Origin of the sequence: Chryseobacterium sp. MFBS3-17, assembly GCF_020687745.1 — a bacterium.
Taxonomy (GTDB): Bacteria; Bacteroidota; Bacteroidia; order Flavobacteriales; family Weeksellaceae; genus Marnyiella.
Window position 1 is genome coordinate 41,662 of the sequence record NZ_JAJEWK010000008.1, and the last position, 21,736, is coordinate 63,397.

Genomic DNA, 21,736 nt, shown 5'->3' on the forward strand with positions numbered 1-21,736 from the left:
AGATTTAATTTAAATAAAGTATCTTTGCGGTTCAAATTTTTTGGTGTTGAAAAAAGATAATTCAAATAAACTCAACGTATTTCCCAGTAAAAAATCCGGGCGCATACTGGCCTATGACAATGACAATCTGCAGATGCCCGGTAAAATTATGGAAATGGGCCTTTTGCCCGAAACTTCTTTTAGAATCCTCTATTCTGCTCCCTTTGGCGGACCGCTTTATATAGAATTCGGAGAAGAGAAAAGCAGAATTGCCCTCCGCAGGGAAGAAGCCAGGTTTATTATTGTAGAAGCCGTATAATGGAGAAATCTCAACAGAAACAGCAAGTCCTGCTGGTGGGTAACCCCAATGTAGGTAAATCCACCATTTTCAATTCACTTTGTAACCGAAAACAGAAAACCGGAAACTACGCGGGCGTTACCGTAGCCAGTCATTCCGGTGATTATGTGTACAAAAATCAGGAGGTAGAGGTCATAGACCTGCCGGGTTCCTACAGCATTTATCCCTCTGCAGAAGATGAGGCCATCTGTACCAAATTCCTGCTGGACGAACGTGAAAACTATAACGGCGTCATTTATATTCTGGATGCCCTGAACCTGAAAAGAGGTTTGCTGATGTTTCAGCAAATCCGCGATCTGGGAATCCCTGTACTGATGGTGGTGAACCAGCTGGATGAGGCAGAGCGCCGCGGAATTAATATTGATTTTGACCAGCTTTCCCGCGAACTGGATGTGAAAATTGTGGCCACCAATGCCAAACAAAAAATCGGAATTGACGATCTTCGGGAAGCCGTTCACAATCAGGAATTTTCGGTAGCCTCAGAAAACACCTTCCAAATTCCTCTGGAGCAGCGCGCTATTGTGCACCGCATTGCAGAAAAAACAGAAGATAAAAATCCGTATAAAGTCTGGACTTTACTTTCATCTGACGGTTATCTGGGAAAAATTCATTCCGTACACGAAAAACTGAATGAGGAGGAAGCCAAATGTGTGGTTCCGAAACGCCTCCAGACACAGGAAACGATCAGAAGGTACCAGCATATCGATAAAATTGTGCAAAAAGTTTCGGCTAAAAAGCCGGGAACCAAGGAATTGCTTACCGAGAAGCTCGACAAAGTTCTGGTGCATAAATTCTGGGGTTATGTCGTATTTCTGGCCGTATTGCTTCTGATTTTCCAGGTGGTTTTCTTCATGGCAGAGTATCCCATGAACTGGATTGACGGTGCATTCGCCACACTGGCAGATTACACCCGGGAAAGCCTTCCGGATGGACCTCTGAGCAGTCTGCTGGCAGACGGAATCATCCCCGGCCTGGGTGGAATCATCATCTTTGCCCCACAAATCGGAATTTTACTCTATTTTCTCTACCTGCTGGAGGATTCGGGGTATATGACACGGGTTATTTTTCTGATGGACAGACTGCTCCATCCCTTCGGACTGAACGGAAAGAGCATTGTGCCGCTGATTTCGGGAATCGCGTGTTCCATCCCCGCCATCATGTCTACCCGGAATATTGAGAACGTAAAAGAACGGCTAATCACCATTATGGTGACCCCGTTCATGACCTGTGCTGCCCGGCTTCCAGTGTACAGCATCATCATTGCGCTGGTCATCCCCGATGGCAATTTTCTGGGAATCGATTACCGGGCCATTGCATTGCTGGTCATGTACTTATTAGGATTTGTAGCGGCTCTGGCAGGCTCCGTGGTGCTGAAATATTTCATCAGACAAAAAGAAAGAAGCTTCCTGGTGATGGATTTGCCGCCTTACAAAATGCCGCTGTTCGGCTATGATTTTAAACTCATGCTGGGCAGGGTGTGGGACTTTATCACCGGTGCCGGAAAAGTGATTTTTGCCGTGAGCATCATCCTCTGGGTGCTCAGTTATCTGGGGCCGAAGCAGTCGCCGGAACAGTTTATCGCTACAGATGTCCATATGGATGACTCCTATCTGGCCAAGCTCGGAAAAGGGATAGAGCCGGTAGTGGCACCGCTGGGTTATGACTGGAAGATGGGCGTGGCCATTATCTCCAGCTTTGCTGCCCGCGAAGTATTTGTAGGAACGCTTTCTACCCTTTACAGTCTGGATGAAGATGTGGAAGAAGAGCGGATTATTGATAAAATGCGGAATGATGTAAAACCGAATGGTGAGAAAGTGTTTACGCTGGCCACCGGCCTCTCTATTCTGGTGTACTACGCATTTGCCATGCAGTGTATCTCTACCATTGCGGTGGTGTACCGGGAAACACGCAGTTGGAAGTGGACGCTGATTCAGTTGGTGGGCATGTCCGGGCTGGCTTATATTGCCGCCTTTGTGGTGTACCAGTTGTTCAAATAAAACCGTAAAAATTACGTTAAACAGATAAAAGTCAGATTATGGAAATCTCTGTGTGGATACAGTATTTGATTATTTCCGTACTGTTGTTTTTTGCAGTATTCTATCTTTACCGGATATTGAAGAAGAACTTCACGCCCAAAAATGCCAAAGACGGCAAACCGGGTTGCGACTCCGGTTGCGGGTGTTCATAAATTTAATTAAAGGCTGTTTCCCAAAAAACGGCTTTTTTGGTGCTTTATGGTAAAAACCTCACGGGTTTACTGCGAGCATTTGATCCCATTAAAAGTAATAAAAACTTCATACAGGTAATCCTTATTTTCTTCGTAAATTTGCAGCGGTTTGAAACAGAAAATTATAAGTCAAACCGTTCAGAATTATGTCTTTAATCAAGTCCATTTCCGGCATACGCGGAACCATAGGCGGCAAGGTAAATGACAACCTTACGCCTTTAGATATTGTAAAATTTGCTTCGGCTTTCGGCACCTGGCTGCAGAATAATAAAAATAAAAAAGACCTTACCCTCGTCATCGGCCGCGATGCCAGAATTTCGGGGAGTATGGTCAGCGCACTGGTCACTGCAACACTGCAAGGGCTGGGAATCCATGTGGTGGATCTGGGACTTTCTACCACGCCTACAGTAGAAGTAATGGTGCCCGAACTGAATGCCGACGGAGGAATCATCCTGACCGCCTCTCACAACCCCAAGCAATGGAATGCATTAAAACTCCTTAACGAAAAAGGGGAGTTCATCAGTGGAGAAAATGGTGCAGAAGTCCTGGCACTGGCCGAAAGTGAAGATTTTAACTATGCAGAAGTAGATGACCTGGGACAGTATGAAACCCGTGATGATGCCTTTGATATTCATATACGGAAGATTCTGGAACTGCCCATGGTAGATGCAGAAGCCATCAAAGCCAAAAAATATAAAGCGGTGCTGGATGCTGTGAACTCTACCGGCGGTATTGCCATACCCATGCTCCTGGAAAAACTGGGGGTGGAAGTGGTAAAACTCTATTGCGAGCCTACGGGTCACTTTCCGCATAATCCCGAGCCTTTAAAAGAACACCTCACCGATATCTGCGAACTGGTAAAGAAAGAAAATGCGGATCTGGGCATCGTAGTAGATCCGGATGTGGACCGCCTGGCACTGATTGATGAAAATGGAGAGATGTTTGGCGAAGAATACACCTTGGTGGCGGTGGCAGATTATCTTCTGAAGCATCAGAAAGGTGCAGCGGTTTCCAATTTATCATCCAGCAGAGCACTGCGGGATGTGGCTCGTGCGCACGGTTCAGAATACTTTGCCAGCGCCGTGGGCGAGGTCAATGTGGTGAACCTGATGAAAGAAAAAAATGCGATAATCGGCGGCGAAGGAAACGGCGGCATCATCTATCCGGACCTGCACTACGGCAGGGATTCTCTGGTAGGCGTAGCCTTGTTCCTCACCCATCTGGCGAAGGCGAACCGTTCGGTTTCAGAACTCAGAGCCACCTATCCGGCTTATTTTATGGGCAAAAAGAAAATAGAACTGACACCGGAGATTGATGTGGATGCCCTTTTAACTAAAATGGAAAAAATGCATCAAAATGAAGAGATCTCTACCGTAGATGGAGTGAAGATTGATTTTGAAAACAACTGGGTGCATCTCAGAAAATCCAATACAGAACCCATCATCCGGATTTATACAGAAGCGGCTAGCCAGGAAGAGGCAGACCGGCTGGGCGATGAGATGATTGCGCAGATAAAAAGTTTGATTTAATTGCTTTTTGCTATATTTATTTAAAATTTCAGATTACTGAGGCATGGCAACCATTAATACAATTTTAGACAAAATTAAAGACGTTCCGCTGAATCGCCTGGAAGAATTGCATCAATACATCAGGAGCCTTATTCCCAAATCAGAATTCAAAACATCAGATGACTGGTGGAATCAGATTTCTGCAGATGAAAGAGAGTCGATTGAGGAGGGTCTGAAAGATGTAGAAAAAAGCAGAATGGTTTCACACGAAGAGTTCATGAAATCATTTGGAAGATGAACAATGTATTCTAGACTCAAAGAGCACACAGAGAATTCAAAGAGGTTTATGACTATTGGATCAACCGTAATAAATCGGATCTATATTCAGAAAGTCTCTTAAACGAAACTTTAAGAATAATCAGAATGATTATTGAAAATCCGGAAATCGGATTAGAAACAAAAAAGAATAAGTTGAGAAGGATGATTGTGCACCGCACATATTCGCTGACGTATAAAGTTGAAAACGAAAACATCAGAATTGTTTCTTTTTTTGATGGAAGAAAGAGACCAAAGGATTAATTATAAATAATATGTTTTTTCAAAGTTGAGATTTATTTTTTCTGCGCTGAAAAGACTGTACATACAATATTGGAAGATTTTTTTGAAAACGAACTTGCCAAAAAGTTCGAAGAAATGGTGGAAAACCATGAAGAATATTACTTCGATACCGAAGAGCTGGAAGATATCATCATCTACTATCTGGAACTCGGAGATATTTCCTACGCCGAGATGGCCGTCAACTACGGACTGAAACTGCACCCCAATTCGCTCGAAATAAAGACGAAACAGCTAGAGGTGCTGCTAGAGCAGGAAGATTATTACGTGGCCAAAAAACTCATCGGAGAACTGGCAGAATCCTGTACAGAAAGTACCGATTATCTAGTTTGCTGTGCCAAGTATTACTCCAATCTCGGGAATCCGAGACGCGCCATAGAATATTGCGAAAAAGCACTGAAGCAGGAAGAAGAACAGAATTTCCTGCACAATTTTATTGCAGACGAGTTCGTGAATCTGGAAGACCCGTTCAAGGCACTGAAACATTACAAGATGGCTCTGAGTATAGACCCGGCAGATGAGTATGCATTTGAAAACTGCGTATTCTGCTTTTCTGAGCTTAAAAAGTACGATGAAGCCATCGAGTTTATGAACCGCTATCTGGATCGTTTTCCGTATTCTGAAACCGCATGGTATGAGTATGGCCAGTTTCACTTTAACCGCAAAAATTATGAAGACGCCATTAAAGCTTTTGATTATCTGCTGGCCATCAACTCCCGGGCGGTAAATGTGTACGGCCTGAAGGCAGGTTGTCTGGAAGCCCTGGGCAGACACAGGGAAGCCATTCTGGTGTATGAGGAAGTTTTGGAAATAGAATTTACAAAAGCCCACACCTATTACCGTATCGGACTGTGCTACCGGACCCTGAAAATGCCGGTTCTGGCACTATCGGCTTTCCAGAAATCACTCATAGAAGATCCGCAGTTCTATCAGGCCATGATGGAGCAGAGTTACCTCTATGAGGAATTAGGTGCCATGAAAGAAGCGCTGCATTTTGCCAGAGAAGCTACCGCACTGAATGACAATAACCTGGATTATCAGAAAAGGATGGCTTATCTGTATATTGATGCCGGTAAATATGAAGAAAGCCTGGAGTGTCTGAAGAAGCTGGTGCAGAACGAGCCGGGACGGTTCTACAACTGGTACGCGTATGTGGAAGTACTGATGCTGGTGGGCGAGCATGAAGAAGCTGTAACCGTGCTGAATGATGCCGTAAAAGTACATCACCGTGCAGAATTATTCTACCAGCGGAGCAATTGCTGGATGCAGCTTAAAAATGCAGCACATGCACAAAATGATTTGAAAACAGCGTTGGAACTGGACGAGTCCATTGTGCAGGATATGATTCTGAAATATCCGGGCATGAAGGATGAACTCCGGAAAGTGAAGTCCGGCAAGAAATAAACAAGCTGCCGGTCCGTTTATGGACCGGTTTTTTTGGGAATGGTACGCAGAAAAATCAGTCCGGCAATAATGATAAAGCCACCGGCAAATTGCATGGCCGAGAGTCTTTCACCATCAATAATTCCCCAGATTACCGCCACAATTGGCATCAGAAGGGTCACGGTAGAGGCAAACAGCGGTGTGGAGATTTTCAGCAGCCGGTAGTTCAGCATCATGGCCAGCCCCGTACCGAAAACAGAAAGTAAACTCACAAATCCAAGACCTTTAAACGCTTCGGCAGATCCGTCAAAATGCTTGAAAAAGCCCGTCAGAATCAGGGTAATCAGTGACGGAAGAAACAGGATATAGAAGAATACAAAAGAGGACAGCATTCTGGCCGGGATGTCATTCAGCTTAGATTTTACCGTGGTGGTACTGATGGCATACAGAAATGTGGCCAGGAGCAGCCAGAGTATGGGGACTATTTTCAGGTCGCTGCCTCCGTGTCCGCTCAGCATCAGGATGCAGGCACCAGTAAAACTGATGAATACCCCCAGCATTTGTTTTCGGGTGGTCTCAAAACTCCAGAACAGCGCACCTACAATGATGACAAAAATGGGCATCATGGAATTAATGATTCCCGCAATGCTGCTGCTGACCTCGGTCTCGGCCAGAGGAAAGAGAAACATTGGAATGAAATTTCCGGTAATGCCCGCCAGTGCCAGCCATTTCCACCGCTGCTTCGGGAATTTGCTGAGGTTCATTAAGGCCACAGGCGCCAGGAGCAGTCCCGCAATGAGCACCCGCAGAGCACCCACCTCGAACGGGCCATAGTACTGCAGTGATTTTTTAATCAGAATAAATGATGAGCCCCAGATAATGGAAAGAACCACCAGCAGCACCCATCTTTCTTTATCGGGATTCATTGGATTTTTTTAAAATTTTCAAATATTCTGCTTTGGAAATCATGCGGGCACCCAGACTTTCCAGATGATCAGAGTGAATCTGGCAGTCAATCAGGTCCAGTTGGTGCCTGTATTTCTGCACAAAGTAGATAAAGCCGGCTTTGGACGCATTGCTTACCAGAGAAAACATGCTTTCGCCGCAGAATACGCCACCCATTTGTACGCCGTACAGTCCGCCCGCCAGTGCGTCATTTTGCCAGACTTCTATACTGGTGGCCACGCCCATTTCATGCAGCCGGGTGAAGGTGTCAATCAGATCTTCATTGATCCAGGTGCCATCCTGATGTTTTCTTTCGCTCCGCATACAGTGTTCCATTACCGTACGGAAGCATTGATTTTCGGTAAAGCGGAACAGTTCCCTGTTCATGATTTTCTGCATGGACCGGGAAACCTTCAGTTCATCCGGAAACATGACGAATCTGGGGTCCGGACACCACCAAAGGATTTCTTCTCCGGGATTGTACCAGGGGAAGAGTCCGGTTTCATACGCAAAATAAACACGCTCCACAGAGAGATCACCTCCTGAGGCAATCAGTCCGCCGGGCGGGTGATACTTTTCGGGATCCGGAAAGGAAATTTCGTGGGGATTCAGTGTGATCATTAAATAAGAAATCCCACTTCAGAAAAGCAGGATTTTGGTTTGTTATATCCGGTATCAGAAAGGCAAATCGTCCTCGTCTTCTTCAAACACATTTTTATTCGGTGCAGCGGCCGCCGGCGCGTTGTTACCCGGTTGTGCTTCTACAGGCTCATTAAAATCTGATGTGCCACCTTCCATTTTTTCCAGCCTCCAGCCAATGATGGAGTTGAAATATTTTACCTCTCCCTGCGGTGAGGTCCACTCACGTCCTCTCAGGTTGATGCTGACTTTTACTTTTTCTCCTTCTTTACAATGATTAAGAAGATCTCCCTTCTCTTGCAGAAACTCTATATTGATGGGTTGCGGGTACTGCTCTTCGGTAAGAAGTACCATTTCTCTTTTCTGAAAACCACTTGCAAAAGTTTGAGTGTCAGTTATTTTCTTAATAGTTCCTTGTAATTCCATATCATGATCTTATAAGCGGTAAAAATAAGAAATACTAATGAAAAAGCGATTGAAAACGGGCGAATGTGGATAAATATTTTTTTAAAAATAAATTTGCGGGGAAATAGAAAAGGTTTTATATTTGCACTCACAAAACAAAAAGACGATCTTTTTAAATTCTGCGGATGTGGTGTAATTGGTAGCCACGCCAGACTTAGGATCTGGTGCCGCGAGGCGTGGGGGTTCGAGTCCCTTCATCCGCACAGATTTCTGAATTTCATTTTAGAAATTTTTTTCTGCGAAAATAGCTCAGTTGGTAGAGCACGACCTTGCCAAGGTCGGGGTCGCGGGTTCGAGTCCCGTTTTTCGCTCAACTTTCTACCGGCCCTGGTGGTGGAATTGGTAGACACGCAGGACTTAAAATCCTGTATCCGCAAGGATGTACGGGTTCAAGTCCCGTCCGGGGTACTTATAATTGCTGCTGATTGGGCGGCAATTTTCTTTTCGGGGTACTCCACATTCTGTAGCGCTTGCGCTGTTTTTTCATTTTATTTCCCGAAACAAAACCGTATTTTTGCGGATTAAGTTCATCAAATGTCAGACATTATTCAGCTTTTACCGGATCATGTGGCCAATCAGATAGCGGCCGGAGAAGTGGTGCAGAGACCTGCGTCCATTGTAAAGGAATTGCTGGAAAATGCGATAGACGCCGGTGCTACCAGCATAGAACTCATGGTGCGCGAAGCAGGCAGAAACCTCATTCAGGTGGTAGATAACGGTGTCGGAATGTCTGAGACCGATGCCCGCATGGCTTTTGAGCGTCATGCAACATCCAAAATTAAAAGTACAGAAGATATCTTCAGAATTTCTACTAAAGGTTTCCGCGGAGAGGCACTGGCTTCTATTGCTGCGGTAGCGCAGGTAGATCTAAAAACAAAAAAAGAAGGCGCAGAGGTTGGAACCAATATTTATATTGAAGGCGGCGGCCTGCAGTTTCAGGAGCCGGTACAGACCATGGCCGGATCTAATTTCTCGGTCAAAAACCTCTTTTATAATGTGCCCGCAAGGCGTAAATTTCTGAAGAACAACAATGTGGAATTCAGACATATTATTGATGAATTTCACCGGGTAGCACTGGCCCACGAGAAACTGGAATTCTCTCTGTTTCATGATGACGACCAGATCTTTAAACTTAGGAAAGGAACACAACTCCAGCGGATTGTGGAAATTTTCGGGCGCAAGCTGCATCCGCTTCTTATTCCTGTGAAGGAAGACCTGGGCTGGGTGAAGATGGAAGGTTATGTGGCGAAACCCGAAGGTGCCAAAAAAGTTCGGGGTGAACAGTTTTTCTTTGTCAACGGAAGGTTTTTCAAAAGCCCTTACCTCAATAAAGCGGTTCAGGAAGCATTTGAAGGTCTTTTGCTGCCGGGACTGATCCCTGCATTTTTTCTTTATCTGGAACTCGATCCGGAGAAAATAGACGTCAATATCCATCCGCAGAAAACTGAGGTCAAATTTGAAGATGAGCATCTTATTTTTGCGCTGATCCGCTCTACCGTGAAGAAAGCCCTGGGTATTTACAATATTGCCCCCAGTCTCGACTTCGACCGGGATCCCAAAATGGATCAGATGTTCGGCGCGCCAAGCAAAGGGAACAGCCCTTCATTTAAAATACCTGAAATACAGGTAGACCGCAGCTATAATCCTTTTCTGGAAGAAATACAGGAAGCCACCACAGAAGTGGAAAACCTGGCAGAACAATACCATCACAGCATTGAAGCTGCGCCCTCCAAAATCAACCTCTTTGAAGATGAGGAGTTTGATGAAGATCTGATGCGGCTGCCCAACGGGTACTGGCTGCTCAACAAAGGCGAAAAGACCCTGATGCTGGATCTGGGCAGAATGCACCGACTGGTGGTGGCGGAAAAGAATAAAAATAAAAAACGTGAAAATGTATCTCATTCACTCCTGTTTTCGCTGGAATATCACATGAATGAGATTGAAAAGAATAAATATAAATCCATCAAAAAACATCTCCCCGCGCTGGGTTTTGATATTAAAGTGGCTCATGAAACGGTATTGCGCATAGATGCGGTACCTTCGGGACTGAAGGAGACTCAGGTGATGAAATTTATAGAAGAACTCTTTGAAATTATGGAATACCGTACAGAGGAGCAATTCATGGATTTTTATAACCAGAAGTGGAATAAACTTCAAAGTAAATCACGCTTTGATTTTATTTATAAAACAGATGCAGAACAAGTCATCCGCGATTTCTCCGATCTGGGCTTTCCTACCTATCTTCCGGATGGTAAAAGATGCTTTATAGAACTGCCGCTGGAGGATTTGAAAAATAAATTTTAAAAATATGTTCAGAAATATAACACCGCTGGTAAAATCTCTCATCATCATTAATGTCCTGGTGTTCGTAGCATCTTTTCTGGTCTTCCCGAATCTGATGTATTATCTGGCCGCCTATTATCCGCAATCAAAGAGTTTTAAGATCTGGCAGGTCATTACCCATATGTTTGCACATGGCGGCTGGATGCATTTGCTCTTTAATATGTTTACGCTGCTGAGTTTCGGGCCGGTGCTGGAGAAAGTACTGGGCGAGAGAAAATTCATTACCTTTTATCTGGTCTGTGGTCTGGGTTCTTTCGTGATTTACAATGTGTGGAATTATTTTCTGATTCAGGAGGCTGCACAAGCTCTGGTTTCCATGAATATAAATCCCGCAGAAATATTTGCCAATGCAGATTTCTTCAGGTTTAATGAGCAATACTATTATGGACTGAGTGCTCCGGAACAGCACCTTTTCAATCTTCTCACCACGCCTATGCTGGGCGCATCCGGAGCCATCTTCGGAGTTGTGACCGCATTTGCACTGCTGTTCCCGAATGCAGAACTGATTTTCATGTTCATCCCGTTTCCGGTCAAAGCAAAATATCTGCTTCCCCTCATCATTGCCGGCTCCCTTTTCCTGGGCTTCAGACAGTTTGAAGGAGACAATATTGCACATTTTGCGCATCTCGGAGGTGCGCTCATTGGTTATCTGTGGATTAAAAACTGGAAGAAAAAACAAAATAATTTCAACCGTTTTTAAAGCATGATTTTCCGGATTATCGCCACCTTTCTGCATATTGCCCTGCTGATCTTCCTGGGGGCCACTTTGCTGAATGCCTGGATTCCTCCCACATTTTTTCCTGCATTAAATTTATTGTCGCTCGCCTTCCCCGGGCTTTTGGTTGCCTATCTGCTGCTGTGCCTGCTGTGGATCATCCGGTGGCGGAAAAGAGCACTGTTTTTTCTGGCGTTTGCTTTGGTATTCTGGAATCCCATGAAGCGCTGGATCAACTTTTCAGGTGGTCATGATGAGGTGCCGGATCTTAAAATCATCAGCTTTAATATAAAAGGCGGCAAATTACAAGGGTATGAACAGGTGTATGATTATCTGCAGAAACAGGATGCAGATATTGTACTGGGTCAGGAGTATGGCGGTGAGTTCAATGTGCCGGGCTATCCGTACAGAAACGAACCTTATATGCAGGTGGCCATGAATTCCAAATATGAAATCAAAGCGCAGAAACTGATTGATGGCGGCAATATCGGCAAAGCTTTTTATGCAGATGTAGATGTAAAGGGCACTACCGTCCGGATTGTGAATGTGTACCTCACGCCTTTTTCACTGGACAAAAGTACGGTAAAACCTACGGATGACCTGGCGCAGAATAAAACCAAAGTGCTGTATGTGCTGAAGCGGCTGATTCCGGTTTTTAGAATCCATCAGCAGGAAGTGTCATTGATTTCGGAAGTTGTGCAAAACTCGCCGTACCCGGTGATTCTGGCGGGTGATTTTAATGCAGTTCCGAACTCGTATGAGTATTATCAGCTGAAAGGTAGTCTGAAAGATGCATTTATGGAATCCGGCCATGGCTTATCTACCAGTTTTCATGATTATAAAATTCCCATCAGGATTGATTATGTTTTTGCATCAGAATCTGTGCAGTCCCTGCGTTATGAAGTAGACCGGTCTGTGAAATTATCCGATCACTTTCCGGTGATTACAGAATTTAAAATCAACAAATAATGAATATAAAGACAGTTTTCATCCTTTTGGTTCTGATGATGGTTTCCTGCAATAAGAAAACGCCGGCAGCTGCCACAGCGGGTGCTGAGCAGTATGTACATGCAGATTACGATACTACAGCCATAGATTCATTTTCTTCCGGAGCCATATCGGTAGATGTAGCACAACGCATCAGGATGTCCTCTCGGCGGTACCAGGATTCTCTTCAGCGTGTCCGGGAGAAGGAAATGGAACAAAAATTGAAGCAGGAACAGGAACAACTGGCCCGGGAAAAGCAGGCGGCAGAGAAGAAAAAGCAGGAAGCGGCTGCTGCCGGAAGCCGTGGGCCGGTCACTGAAAATCAATAACACCAAATCAATTTTATATGAAAAAAGTTTTATGGGCAGGTCTGTTTGCCACAGCGGTTATTGCCTGCAAGAAAAGTGAAATACGCACCGAAACCACTGACCATGGAGATGGCACTTCTACGGTGGTTACCGTAGAAACAGACCAACGTACAGGTATTGATTCTGCAGAGGTACGGGAGTCTGTGCAGGATGCCAAAGCAGAACTGAACAAAGCTGGCGAAAAACTGGAAGTTGCTGCCCAGAAAGCCGGTGCCGAACTTAAGAAAGCCGGTGAAGATGTGAAAGATGCTGCAGCCCGAGGTGCAGAAAAAGTAGAGCAGGGTGCAGAAAAACTGCAAGAAGATCTGAAAAAGAAATAACCTTTTACTGATTCAGAATCAGCAAAGGCTCTATGTATTCCCGGTCATTACTCAGACGCGGAACTTTATTCTGACCTCCCAGTTTACCGCGCTGCGCCATCCAGTTGTAAAACAGATTGGGCTTGGCCACATGTACCACAGGGTCGTTCAGGGTCATATTCAGGTATCTTTTGGCCTCGTAATCAGAATTTATGGTCTTCAGATGATTGTCGAAACTTGCGGAAAAACGCTGCAGGTCATCCGGCATTTTCCGGAATTCAAAAATCCACTCGTGAGCTCCGCCTTCCCCGTCTTTCATAAAGACCGGTGCACCGGTATAATCTGAGATTTCAGCTCCTGTAATTCTGCAGGCTTCTTCCAGAGCCGCTTCCACATTGTCTATCATCAGTTCCTCGCCGAAGGCATTGATGTAATGTTTGGTACGGCCGGAAATCTTGATGCGGAACGGATACTTGGAGGTGAATTTTACGGTATCGCCAATGAGGTATCGCCATAATCCTCCGTTGGTTGTGATGACGATTGCGTAATTTTTTCCGAGTTCTACTTCTTCCAGGGGAATGCCCTGTAAATCATCGGGGTTAAATTTATCCATCGGGATGAATTCATAGAAAATTCCGTAATCCAGCATCAGCAGCATTTCATCACTGCCGGACTGATCCTGAATCCCGAAAAACCCTTCCGAAGCATTGTAGATTTCATAGTAGTTAATGTCTTTGCCGATGATGTTCCGGTATTGTTCCCGGTAAGGTTTAAAGCTGATGCCGCCATGAAAAAATACTTCCAGATTGGGCCATAATTCTGCAATATTGTGATGACCGGTATCGGCCAGAATTCTTTGCAAAAGTACCAGCATCCAGCTCGGCACACCGGTAAGACTGCCCACATCCTGATTTTTTACTTCGGCCACGATGGCTTTCAGTTTACTTTCCCATTCAGACATCAGGGAGACTTTTTTGCCGGGTGTGGTGGTAATTTCTACCCAGAACGGCAGATTTTCAATTAAAATGGCAGAGAGATCCCCGAATTTCGTATTGAAATCTTCATAAAGCTCGGCACTGCCGCCCAGCCTCAGATTTTTATTGGAAAAAAGAGTGTTGTTCGGGTGGTTATTGGCATAAATGGATACCAGATCTTTTCCGGCTTTGAAATGGCAGTCTTCCAGGCTGTCATCGGAAATGGGAATAAATTTACTTTTGGCATTGGTGGTGCCGGAAGATTTGGCAAAATGTTTAATGGCACCCGGCCAGAACACGTCTTTTTCTCCTTTGCGTGCCCGTTCTATATAGGGTTCGAAATCCTCGTAGGTCACTACTGGTACACGTTGCCGGAAATCTTCATACGAGCTGATGGTGCTGAATTGGTGTTTCCTGCCATATTCGGTATGCTCTGCATGAAAAAGCTGAGAAAAAAGCACCCCTTTCTGCGTTTCTACAGGGTGATTCATGAAATTCTGAATCTGATCAATTCTTTGTTTAATGAACCAGTTTACCACTGAGTTAAACAATGCCTTTGTTGCCATCTCCAAATATAATTATTTCTGCAAAAACAGACCTAAAAAAAACAGTGAAAAATTATTTCACTGTTTTTATACATTCTTTGAGCAATGCAAACTTTAGCAATATTCATCATACGCAGCCTGCAGATTGGCCGCAATGGCGCCTGCCGGGTTGCCTTCTATGTGATGACGCTCCAGCATGTGTACCAGTTCGCCGTCCTTGAACAATGCGATGCATGGTGAACTGGGCGGGAATGGAGCCAGGTGTTTTCTGGCTTCTGCAACTGCCTCGCCGTCAAATCCTGCAAATACGGTGACCAGCTGGTCTGGTTTTTTATCACCGGTAAGAGAGAATACCGTGCCGGGTCTTGCGGCGCCCGCTGCACAGCCGCACACGGAATTGATCATTAAAAGTGTGGTTCCGCTTTTGGCAAGGGCGTTATTCACCTGCTCTGCAGAGGTCAGGTCTTCAAATCCTTTATCAGTAAGTTCTGCCTTCATAGGCATTACCATTTCTTCTGGATACATATTACTTTAATTTTAGGTTAATATTAATATTCTGAATTACAATGTCATCAAAATTGTTCCAAATCATCCTGCCGGACAATTTGGCAAGTCTGTGGCAATTTTTAAGGTTTGGTTTTAACTGCTTTTGCAATATTGACAATAACTTTCACAGCTTTTTCCATGGTTTCCAGGGCCACATATTCATACGGTCCGTGGAAGTTCATGCCGCCGGCAAAGATGTTCGGGCAGGGCAGTCCCATATAGGACAACTGAGCGCCGTCTGTACCGCCGCGGATGGCTTTGATCTTCGGTTCTACATTGGCATCCCGCATGGCTTGTGCAGCAATGTCAATGATGTGCATTTTGCCTTCAAACTGCTGTTTCATATTGCGGTATTGCTCCTTAATCTCTACTTCTGCAGTGTTTTCACCATGTTGAGCATTAAATTCGGCCACTTTATCTGTCATCAGTTTTTTGCGGGCTTCAAATTTTTCTTCATCATGATCGCGGATAATGTATTGCAACTTGGCTTCAGAAACGTCGGCATTGATATCGGTAAGATGGAAAAACCCTTCGAAACCTTTGGTGGTAGAAGGTGTTTCGTTTTCCGGAAGCATTTTTGCAAATTCAGCTGCCAGCAATGCTGCATTGACCATTTTACCGTAAGCATAACCCGGATGCACGCTGAGTCCATGTATTTTCACTACTGCACCGGCTGCATTGAAGTTTTCATATTCCAGTTCGCCTGCCTCGCTCCCGTCCATGGTGTAGGCCCATTCGGCACCGAATTTTTCTACATCAAATTTGTGGGCACCGCGGCCTATTTCTTCGTCTGGGGTAAATCCAATGGCAATTCTGCCATGTTTGATTTCCGGGTGGGCCAGAAGGTATTCTGCAGCGGTGACAATTTCTGCTACGCCTGCTTTATCGTCTGCGCCCAGAAGTGTGGTTCCGTCTGTGGTAATCAGGGTTTTGCCCACATACTGTTTCAGGCTTTCAAATTTTGACGGAGACAAGGTGAATCCGGTTTCTTTGTTCAGCAACAAATCTCCCCCGTCATAATCATCCCAGATAATGGGTTTTACGTTTTCACCACTGAAGTCCGGCGAGGTATCATAATGCGCAATGAAGCCAACCACCGGCTCGTTATCCTGATCCAGATTGGAAGGCACGTAGGCATAAATATAGCCGTGCTCGTCTATGCTTACATCGCTGAGGCCCAGGGCTTTCAGTTCCTCGTAAATGTAATTGGCGATGTCCCACTGCCTTTCTGTAGAGGGTGTGGTTTCGCTTTCGGGATCACTTGTAGAATAGATTTTTGCGTAGTTGATGAAGCGGTTCTGAAGTTTCAGTTTCCACTCCAGGTTGAATTCTATGGTCGTCATTTCTGATAAATTTAATCTAACAAAGATAAGGATTTTACCGCAGCCGGAAGCACGGTTTTGGCTGTGAATTCCTGATGGGGTGATTCATTTTTTATGGCCGTTTCGGAACGCGTCTGTGTTTTGTAGCCTCACGGGATATTTGCTTGCCTGAGTTTCTATTTTCCTCAAAAGAAATTTCCTGCCCGAACATAGTCCGGATGGAAGCGTCTACCCCGCACGCCTGGCGCCACGGTTTTAACCGTGGCGCCAGGCGGAGGAGTAATAGCGGACAGCCGGGTTCTGAAGTGTGCCGGAGCCACAAATGCGGTACTCCTGATGATGCCCGGAAGTCTGATGTTCACTTCTAAAATTTGGGCGGGGTCCCCAGGTTATTTTGCGGTGCTGCAGACCTGAAATCTAACTTTCAAAAAAAATATTATCTTTGAGAAAATCAAAAATCGAAAATGTTTCTTACAGAATGTCCAAGAGATGCCATGCAGGGATGGGGTGAAATGATTCCCACGCAGAAAAAAATCGACTATATCAATTCACTGATGGGTGTTGGTTTTGATGTGCTGGATTGTGGCAGTTTTGTCTCGCCCAAATCCATTCCCCAGATGGCAGACAGCGGTGAGGTGATGGACGCCATAGACAAATCGGGTTCTGCCACGCAAATTTCCGTTATTGTGGCCAATTTACGGGGTGCAGAGAAAGCGCTGAACCACAGTAATGTAGATATTCTTGGGTTTCCTTTTTCTATTTCTGAGACCTTTCAGTACCGAAATACGAATAAAGATCAGGAGGAGGCATTTGCGCAAATTGTAGAAATTAAGAAACTGACGGAAGACGCCGGCAGAAAACTCAATGTTTATTTTTCAATGGCATTTGGAAACCCTTATGGTGAAAAATGGCAGTGGGAGGATGTCGATTTGTGGGCCAAACGATTTCAGGATATTGGAATACGGGATATTCTGCTTTCAGATACTACCGGAACCGGAACTACCGAGCAGATAGAGTTGCTGTTCAGTAAAATTCCTCCGCAGTATGCCGATATTGAGTTTGGGGCTCATTTTCATAACCGGTATGAAGATTCCTATGCCAAACTGAAGGCTGCCTATGACAGTGGTTGCCGCCGTTTTGACTCTGCCATAAAGGGAATTGGCGGCTGCCCGATGGCCAAAGATGATCTGGTGGGAAATATGCCTACAGAGCAGGTCATCAATTTTATGGCTGCAGAGAAAATAGACCATTCACTGAATTTACTGAATTTTGAAAGTGCCTATAATAAGGCGAAGGATGTTTTTCATTTTTAGAAAGATACTGCTAACGATAACTGATCCCTATGATGACTTCTAAAATAACCTACCTGGGCGATTTGCGCTGTGAATCCGAACATCTGCAATCTGGAACAGTGGTGCTTACAGATGCTCCTACCGATAATCATGGAAAAGGTGAAGCTTTTTCGCCTACCGATTTATGTGCGGCCTCGCTGGCGCAGTGCATGCTGACTACCATTGCCATTTTGGGCAGGACCAGAGGAATTGTCATCGACGGTTCTTATGCCGAAATTCAGAAAAATATGAATCCGCAACCCAGAAAAATTGCGGAAATCGTATGCAAGCTGTCCTTTAAAGGTGAATTTACTGAGGAGCAGCGCGAGTTCATGGAACATACCGCAATGAACTGTCCCGTGGCACTATCCCTGCACCCGGATGTGAAAAAGACGGTTACTTTTTCTTACGGAAATTAGAACATTCCGAGCTCAAAGCGGGCTTCTTCACTCATCATATCTTTATTCCATGAGGGTTCGAAGGTAAGTTCCAGATCTACTTCGCCCACTCCGCGTACGGCGGAAACCTTTTCGCGGACTTCTGCCGGGAGACTTTCTGCTACAGGGCAGTTGGGTGTGGTAAGGGTCATCACCACCTTTACGTTGCCCTCATCAGAAATCTGCACGTCATAGATAAGTCCCAGCTCGTAAATATCTACCGGAATCTCCGGGTCATATACGGTCTTTAGAGCAAAAATAATTTTTTCGCCGATATCGGCTATCTGATCGTCTGTATATTTCATTTTGACTTTTCCCAGATGCTGTTTTGTGCAGCACCGGTATCTTAATTTTCGGATGTTGATAATAAATCTTCCTGCCGCATCCGGCGGAAAACATTTGCCAAAGTTAAGACATCTTTTTCACAATATTGAACAATTCTAAATAAGTCTTTTTCTATATAATAGATTGATGCAACCATAGACCCGTCTATATCGTCCTTAGGCGTAGGGATTCCGAAGACATGCGCCAGCAACTCCAGAGATACATAGGATTTATAATCGCCGAACTTCCAGAGTTCCATCGTATCCAGATGCGGAATTTCCCACGGCTTTTTGCCAAACATCTGAAACGGCACGGGCGGTTGCATTCCATGGATCAGAAATCTGCGGGCAATCCACGGGAAGTCAAATTCTTTCCCGTTGTGCGCACACAGAATTACGTCCCGGAGTTTGGGTCTGTTAAAAATGGCTCCGAATTCTTCCAGTAACTTTTTTTCATCATCACCGTAGAAACTTTTGATGAGCAATTTTCCGTTTTTGTCGGTCATGCCCACGGAGATACAGATGATTTTTCCGAATTCAGCCATGATTCCGCCCCGTTCTTTATAAAATTCTTCTGCGGTGAATTCTTCTTTTCGCTGAAATTTTGTTTTTTTATCCCATAAGGCCTGTTCGGCTTCATGGAGTTCGTCCCAGTTGCCGTACTGAGGTACTGTTTCTATATCCAGAAACAAAACTTTTTCTAAGGGAATATGCTGAATCATAATAGAATATTTTAGAGAGGTTGATTTTGTGCAGCAGATTTTTTGCTAAGAATTTCTTCCAGCACAGTTTCTACTTTCTTTTTTTCTGAAGCGTATTTTTGTTGCAGTTCGGAACCTTCACCCATCCGGCGGTAATATTCCAGTGCCTTCTCTGCAAATTGTTTTCTGTTAAAATCCGGTGCATCCGGGATTTGCGGAAATTCTTTGTGAAAGAGCATTTCGGTATAGGCCTGCCATTCCCGTTCGTTTTTGTCTTCCACTATGTGCCCGGGTGCTTTTTGTCTGACGTGGAGCATCTCATGGGCAATGAGATTGAGGACCAGCGGCAGATTAAAGTCAAAGATATTCCGAGGAATATACACTTTCTGCGGTCCGCCCAGCACGCCCTCAGCGGTAAGCAGCAGTGCATTTGCAGACCTCTCCGGCCGGAAATCAAAACCTGCGAAATTTTCGTGCTCAAGCTTATAATTATGAATCAGAAATTGGGCAGCGTCCAGAATCTGGTCGTGAGATTTGTACGCGTCCACATGCATCCGGATGTTTTCTAAATTCATTAAAAATGGCTTTACTTAACAAAAGTATCAATAATTTGAATATCATAATGGGGAAAAACCCTTAATTTTTATTCGTGAGATTTATTAACTTTACTCAGACTAAACCTTGGAGTATGCTTGTAAAGATTTACGGAAGTGCCATTTTTGGTGTGACAGCTCAGACGATTACCATAGAAGTTAGTGTAGACAGTCCCGGTGTAGGCTATCACCTGGTGGGTCTGCCCGACAACGCCATCAAGGAAAGCAGCTACAGAATTTCTGCTGCGCTGAAAAATGTGGGGTATAAAGTTCCCGGTAAAAAAATCACCATCAATATGGCGCCTGCAGATCTCCGGAAAGAAGGCTCTGCATATGATTTGAGCATTGCCATCGGAATTCTGGCCGCCTCAGATCAGATTGTTGCTGAAACAGTGGGCGATTATATCATTATGGGCGAACTCTCTCTGGATGGAGGCTTGCAACCGATAAAAGGGGTATTGCCCATCGCGATCAAAGCCAGGGAAGAAGGTTTTAAAGGAATTATTCTCCCTAAACAAAATACCCGTGAGGCAGCCATTGTAAGCAATCTGGACGTGTACGGGGTAGAAAATATTGCAGAGGTGATTGCATTTTTTAATGACGGAACGCCACTTGAGCGCACGGAAATTGACACCCGAAAAGAATTTCAGGATAAAATCAATGTGTTTCCTTTTGATTTTTCTGAGGTCAAAGGGCAGGAAACGGCCAAGCGCGCCATGGAGGTAGCTGCGGCAGGCGGGCATAATATTATTCTCATCGGGCCTCCGGGCAGTGGTAAAACCATGCTCGCCAAGAGAGTGCCCAGTATTTTGCCTCCGTTTACCCTGAAAGAAGCGCTGGAAACTACCAAAATCCATTCTGTGGCCGGAAAAATTGGCTCGGAGACATCTCTTATGACCGTAAGACCATTCCGCAGTCCCCATCATACGATTTCAGATGTGGCACTGGTGGGCGGGGGCAGCTATCCGCAGCCGGGAGAGATTTCACTGGCGCACAACGGCGTGTTGTTTCTGGATGAAATGCCCGAGTTTAAACGCACCGTGCTGGAGGTGATGCGGCAACCGCTGGAAGACCGGGTGGTCACCATTTCCAGAGCTAAGTTTACGGTGAATTATCCGGCGAGTTTTATGCTCGTGGCCAGTATGAATCCCAGCCCCAGCGGCTATTTTCCGGATGATCCCAATAACACTTCCACCGCGTTTGAAATGCAGCGCTATATGAACCGCCTCTCGGGTCCGCTTCTGGATCGCATTGATATTCATGTGGAAGTGCAAAAAGTGGAATTTGACCAGTTGGCTGACCGGCGGAAGGGCGAGAACAGTCTGGCCATCCGTGAGCGGGTAATGCAGGCACGCGAACGACAGAACGAACGCTATAAAGATTTGGAAATCAGTTATAATGCACAGATGGGACCTAAGGAAATAGAGCGCTTCTGTGAACTGGATGACGCTTCGTCTGCACTCATCAAAACCGCTATGGAAAAACTGAATCTTTCGGCCAGGGCCTATGACCGGATTCTGAAAGTGGCCCGTACGATTGCAGATCTGGAGGGCGAAGAGCACATTGGCAGCAGCCAGATTGCAGAGGCGATTCAGTACCGGAGTCTGGACCGTGAATTCTGGAATGTCTGAAATGAATACCGTTATTGGTGAAACCAATGAAACCGAGGCGTATAATTTCACAAAAAAACTTACTTTTAGCCCTACCTAATATTCAGTTTAAAATCCATTTTTATGCAAGACATGAATGTACATGATATGATTTACTTTCAGATGAATCATTTTATCACGAAAACCATTAACCAGAATTCTGAAATCACTTTGAGCAAGCTCGTGGAAATCGCGTCATGGGTGAGTGCCTATACCATCCGCCAGCGGCATTTGCAAAACGGCAGTATTTCTGAAGACGAAATGCAGATGGTGCTGGGCGCTGTGGGCAATTTCGGCCATGAGAATTTTCCGGATGCTTTCACTCAGGAGCAGTTTGCAGAGGTTTCTGCCAAAGCGCTGGAGCTCCTGAAGACGCCTACTTTTGACGAGGATGCTCCGCAGTATTTCGGACAGTATTACAGATGATTTCAGTGATCTGATTTGTCCTATAGTGAATAAAAAAACCGGAAGCATTGCCTCCGGT

24 protein-coding genes, 3 tRNA genes and 1 pseudogene are annotated in these 21,736 nt (G+C 45.1%); 18 read left to right on the top strand and 10 right to left on the bottom strand.

The features are described from left to right. Positions 1-46: 46 nt before the first annotated feature. The 6 genes and pseudogenes from LKO26_RS05645 to LKO26_RS05665 all read left to right on the top strand — a co-directional run bounded on the left by LKO26_RS05645 (position 47) and on the right by LKO26_RS05665 (position 6,091). Entirely contained in the window at positions 47-298 is a 252-nt protein-coding gene (locus LKO26_RS05645; RefSeq protein WP_227586877.1) for a ferrous iron transport protein A, read from the top strand. Further along, positions 298-2,334 carry a ferrous iron transport protein B gene (gene feoB, locus LKO26_RS05650; RefSeq protein ID WP_227586878.1) on the top strand — a complete coding sequence of 679 codons (2,037 nt, stop codon included), beginning with the start codon at positions 298-300 and terminating at the stop codon, positions 2,332-2,334. The genes LKO26_RS05645 and feoB overlap by 1 nt, the downstream gene beginning before the upstream one ends. Positions 2,335-2,710: 376 nt before the next feature. Continuing rightward, on the top strand, positions 2,711-4,093 hold the full coding sequence (gene glmM, locus LKO26_RS05655; RefSeq protein WP_227586879.1) for a phosphoglucosamine mutase: 1,383 nt from the start codon (positions 2,711-2,713) through the stop codon (positions 4,091-4,093). 43 nt (positions 4,094-4,136) lie between these two features. Further along, a complete protein-coding gene (locus LKO26_RS05660; RefSeq protein WP_227586880.1) occupies positions 4,137-4,370 on the top strand; it encodes a hypothetical protein in 234 nt (77 codons plus the stop codon). Between the two features lie 26 nt (positions 4,371-4,396). Then, positions 4,397-4,651: pseudogene (locus LKO26_RS12810) on the top strand (hypothetical protein); the annotation flags it as partial. Positions 4,652-4,720: 69 nt separating this feature from the next. Further along, the gene (locus LKO26_RS05665; protein WP_227586881.1) at positions 4,721-6,091 is read left to right on the top strand and encodes a tetratricopeptide repeat protein; all 1,371 of its coding nucleotides are present in this window, start codon (positions 4,721-4,723) and stop codon (positions 6,089-6,091) included. Positions 6,092-6,108: 17 nt separating this feature from the next. Here LKO26_RS05665 and LKO26_RS05670 read toward each other — a convergent pair whose 3' ends face one another. The 3 genes from LKO26_RS05670 to LKO26_RS05680 are packed head-to-tail and all read right to left on the bottom strand — an operon-like array spanning position 6,109 to position 8,080. Further along, positions 6,109-6,996 (bottom strand): DMT family transporter, encoded by an 888-nt coding sequence (locus tag LKO26_RS05670; RefSeq protein WP_227586882.1) that lies wholly within the window; start codon positions 6,994-6,996, stop codon positions 6,109-6,111. After that, positions 6,983-7,636, bottom strand: coding sequence for a leucyl/phenylalanyl-tRNA--protein transferase (aat, locus tag LKO26_RS05675; protein ID WP_227586883.1), 654 nt, complete (start codon positions 7,634-7,636; stop codon positions 6,983-6,985). Before aat ends, LKO26_RS05670 begins: the two co-directional genes overlap by 14 nt. Positions 7,637-7,690: 54 nt before the next feature. Beyond that, positions 7,691-8,080, bottom strand: coding sequence for a DUF3127 domain-containing protein (locus tag LKO26_RS05680; protein WP_227586884.1), 390 nt, complete (start codon positions 8,078-8,080; stop codon positions 7,691-7,693). A 160-nt stretch (positions 8,081-8,240) separates the two neighbouring features. On the opposite strand from LKO26_RS05680, the gene LKO26_RS05685 reads away from it, so the two are divergent. From LKO26_RS05685 to LKO26_RS05720, 8 genes are all read left to right on the top strand, one after another. Further along, positions 8,241-8,322 (top strand) — tRNA-Leu (locus LKO26_RS05685). Between the two features lie 35 nt (positions 8,323-8,357). Next, a tRNA-Gly gene (locus LKO26_RS05690) sits at positions 8,358-8,430 on the top strand. Between the two features lie 13 nt (positions 8,431-8,443). Continuing rightward, positions 8,444-8,527 (top strand) — tRNA-Leu (locus LKO26_RS05695). 126 nt (positions 8,528-8,653) lie between these two features. Then, positions 8,654-10,423 (top strand): DNA mismatch repair endonuclease MutL, encoded by a 1,770-nt coding sequence (gene mutL, locus LKO26_RS05700; protein WP_227586885.1) that lies wholly within the window; start codon positions 8,654-8,656, stop codon positions 10,421-10,423. Positions 10,424-10,427: 4 nt separating this feature from the next. Then, complete coding sequence (locus LKO26_RS05705; protein ID WP_227586886.1) at positions 10,428-11,162, top strand: rhomboid family intramembrane serine protease; 735 nt, start codon at positions 10,428-10,430, stop codon at positions 11,160-11,162. 3 nt (positions 11,163-11,165) lie between these two features. After that, a complete protein-coding gene (locus tag LKO26_RS05710; protein ID WP_227586887.1) occupies positions 11,166-12,146 on the top strand; it encodes an endonuclease/exonuclease/phosphatase family protein in 981 nt (326 codons plus the stop codon). Continuing rightward, on the top strand, positions 12,146-12,493 hold the full coding sequence (locus LKO26_RS05715) for a hypothetical protein (RefSeq protein WP_227586888.1): 348 nt from the start codon (positions 12,146-12,148) through the stop codon (positions 12,491-12,493). The genes LKO26_RS05710 and LKO26_RS05715 overlap by 1 nt, the downstream gene beginning before the upstream one ends. Positions 12,494-12,510: 17 nt before the next feature. Continuing rightward, positions 12,511-12,852: a hypothetical protein gene (locus LKO26_RS05720; protein WP_227586889.1), complete on the top strand. Its 342-nt coding sequence runs from the start codon at positions 12,511-12,513 to the stop codon at positions 12,850-12,852. Positions 12,853-12,856: 4 nt separating this feature from the next. Here the strand turns inward: LKO26_RS05720 and LKO26_RS05725 are convergent, their stop codons facing one another. The 4 genes from LKO26_RS05725 to LKO26_RS05740 form a co-directional block, all read right to left on the bottom strand. After that, positions 12,857-14,371 (bottom strand): GH3 auxin-responsive promoter family protein, encoded by a 1,515-nt coding sequence (locus tag LKO26_RS05725; RefSeq protein WP_227586890.1) that lies wholly within the window; start codon positions 14,369-14,371, stop codon positions 12,857-12,859. 93 nt (positions 14,372-14,464) lie between these two features. After that, positions 14,465-14,875, bottom strand: coding sequence for a BrxA/BrxB family bacilliredoxin (locus tag LKO26_RS05730; RefSeq protein WP_227586891.1), 411 nt, complete (start codon positions 14,873-14,875; stop codon positions 14,465-14,467). Between the two features lie 101 nt (positions 14,876-14,976). Then, positions 14,977-16,239, bottom strand: coding sequence for a peptidase T (gene pepT / locus LKO26_RS05735; protein ID WP_227586892.1), 1,263 nt, complete (start codon positions 16,237-16,239; stop codon positions 14,977-14,979). A gap of 164 nt (positions 16,240-16,403) precedes the next feature. Continuing rightward, positions 16,404-16,580 carry a hypothetical protein gene (locus LKO26_RS05740; RefSeq protein ID WP_227586893.1) on the bottom strand — a complete coding sequence of 59 codons (177 nt, stop codon included), beginning with the start codon at positions 16,578-16,580 and terminating at the stop codon, positions 16,404-16,406. A 102-nt stretch (positions 16,581-16,682) separates the two neighbouring features. Here LKO26_RS05740 and LKO26_RS05745 point away from each other — a divergent pair, with 102 nt between their 5' ends. After that, positions 16,683-17,531, top strand: a complete 849-nt coding sequence (locus LKO26_RS05745; RefSeq protein WP_227586894.1) for a hydroxymethylglutaryl-CoA lyase — start codon at positions 16,683-16,685, stop codon at positions 17,529-17,531. A 29-nt stretch (positions 17,532-17,560) separates the two neighbouring features. Further along, positions 17,561-17,968, top strand: coding sequence for an OsmC family protein (locus tag LKO26_RS05750; RefSeq protein ID WP_317206370.1), 408 nt, complete (start codon positions 17,561-17,563; stop codon positions 17,966-17,968). On the opposite strand, the gene LKO26_RS05755 is transcribed toward LKO26_RS05750, so the two are convergent. From LKO26_RS05755 to LKO26_RS05765, 3 genes are read right to left on the bottom strand one after another with little or no spacing between them, the layout of a single operon-like run. Further along, entirely contained in the window at positions 17,965-18,291 is a 327-nt protein-coding gene (locus tag LKO26_RS05755) for an SUF system Fe-S cluster assembly protein (protein ID WP_227586895.1), read from the bottom strand. The genes LKO26_RS05750 and LKO26_RS05755 overlap by 4 nt on opposite strands. A gap of 41 nt (positions 18,292-18,332) precedes the next feature. Next, positions 18,333-19,031 (bottom strand): 3'-5' exonuclease, encoded by a 699-nt coding sequence (locus tag LKO26_RS05760; RefSeq protein WP_227586896.1) that lies wholly within the window; start codon positions 19,029-19,031, stop codon positions 18,333-18,335. An 11-nt stretch (positions 19,032-19,042) separates the two neighbouring features. Next, positions 19,043-19,585: a hypothetical protein gene (locus LKO26_RS05765; protein ID WP_227586897.1), complete on the bottom strand. Its 543-nt coding sequence runs from the start codon at positions 19,583-19,585 to the stop codon at positions 19,043-19,045. A 113-nt stretch (positions 19,586-19,698) separates the two neighbouring features. On the opposite strand from LKO26_RS05765, the gene LKO26_RS05770 reads away from it, so the two are divergent. Together LKO26_RS05770 and LKO26_RS05775 are read left to right on the top strand one after the other, a co-directional pair. Further along, a complete protein-coding gene (locus tag LKO26_RS05770; RefSeq protein WP_227586898.1) occupies positions 19,699-21,234 on the top strand; it encodes a YifB family Mg chelatase-like AAA ATPase in 1,536 nt (511 codons plus the stop codon). Between the two features lie 102 nt (positions 21,235-21,336). Beyond that, positions 21,337-21,678 carry a hypothetical protein gene (locus tag LKO26_RS05775; RefSeq protein WP_227586899.1) on the top strand — a complete coding sequence of 114 codons (342 nt, stop codon included), beginning with the start codon at positions 21,337-21,339 and terminating at the stop codon, positions 21,676-21,678. Positions 21,679-21,736: the final 58 nt, after the last annotated feature.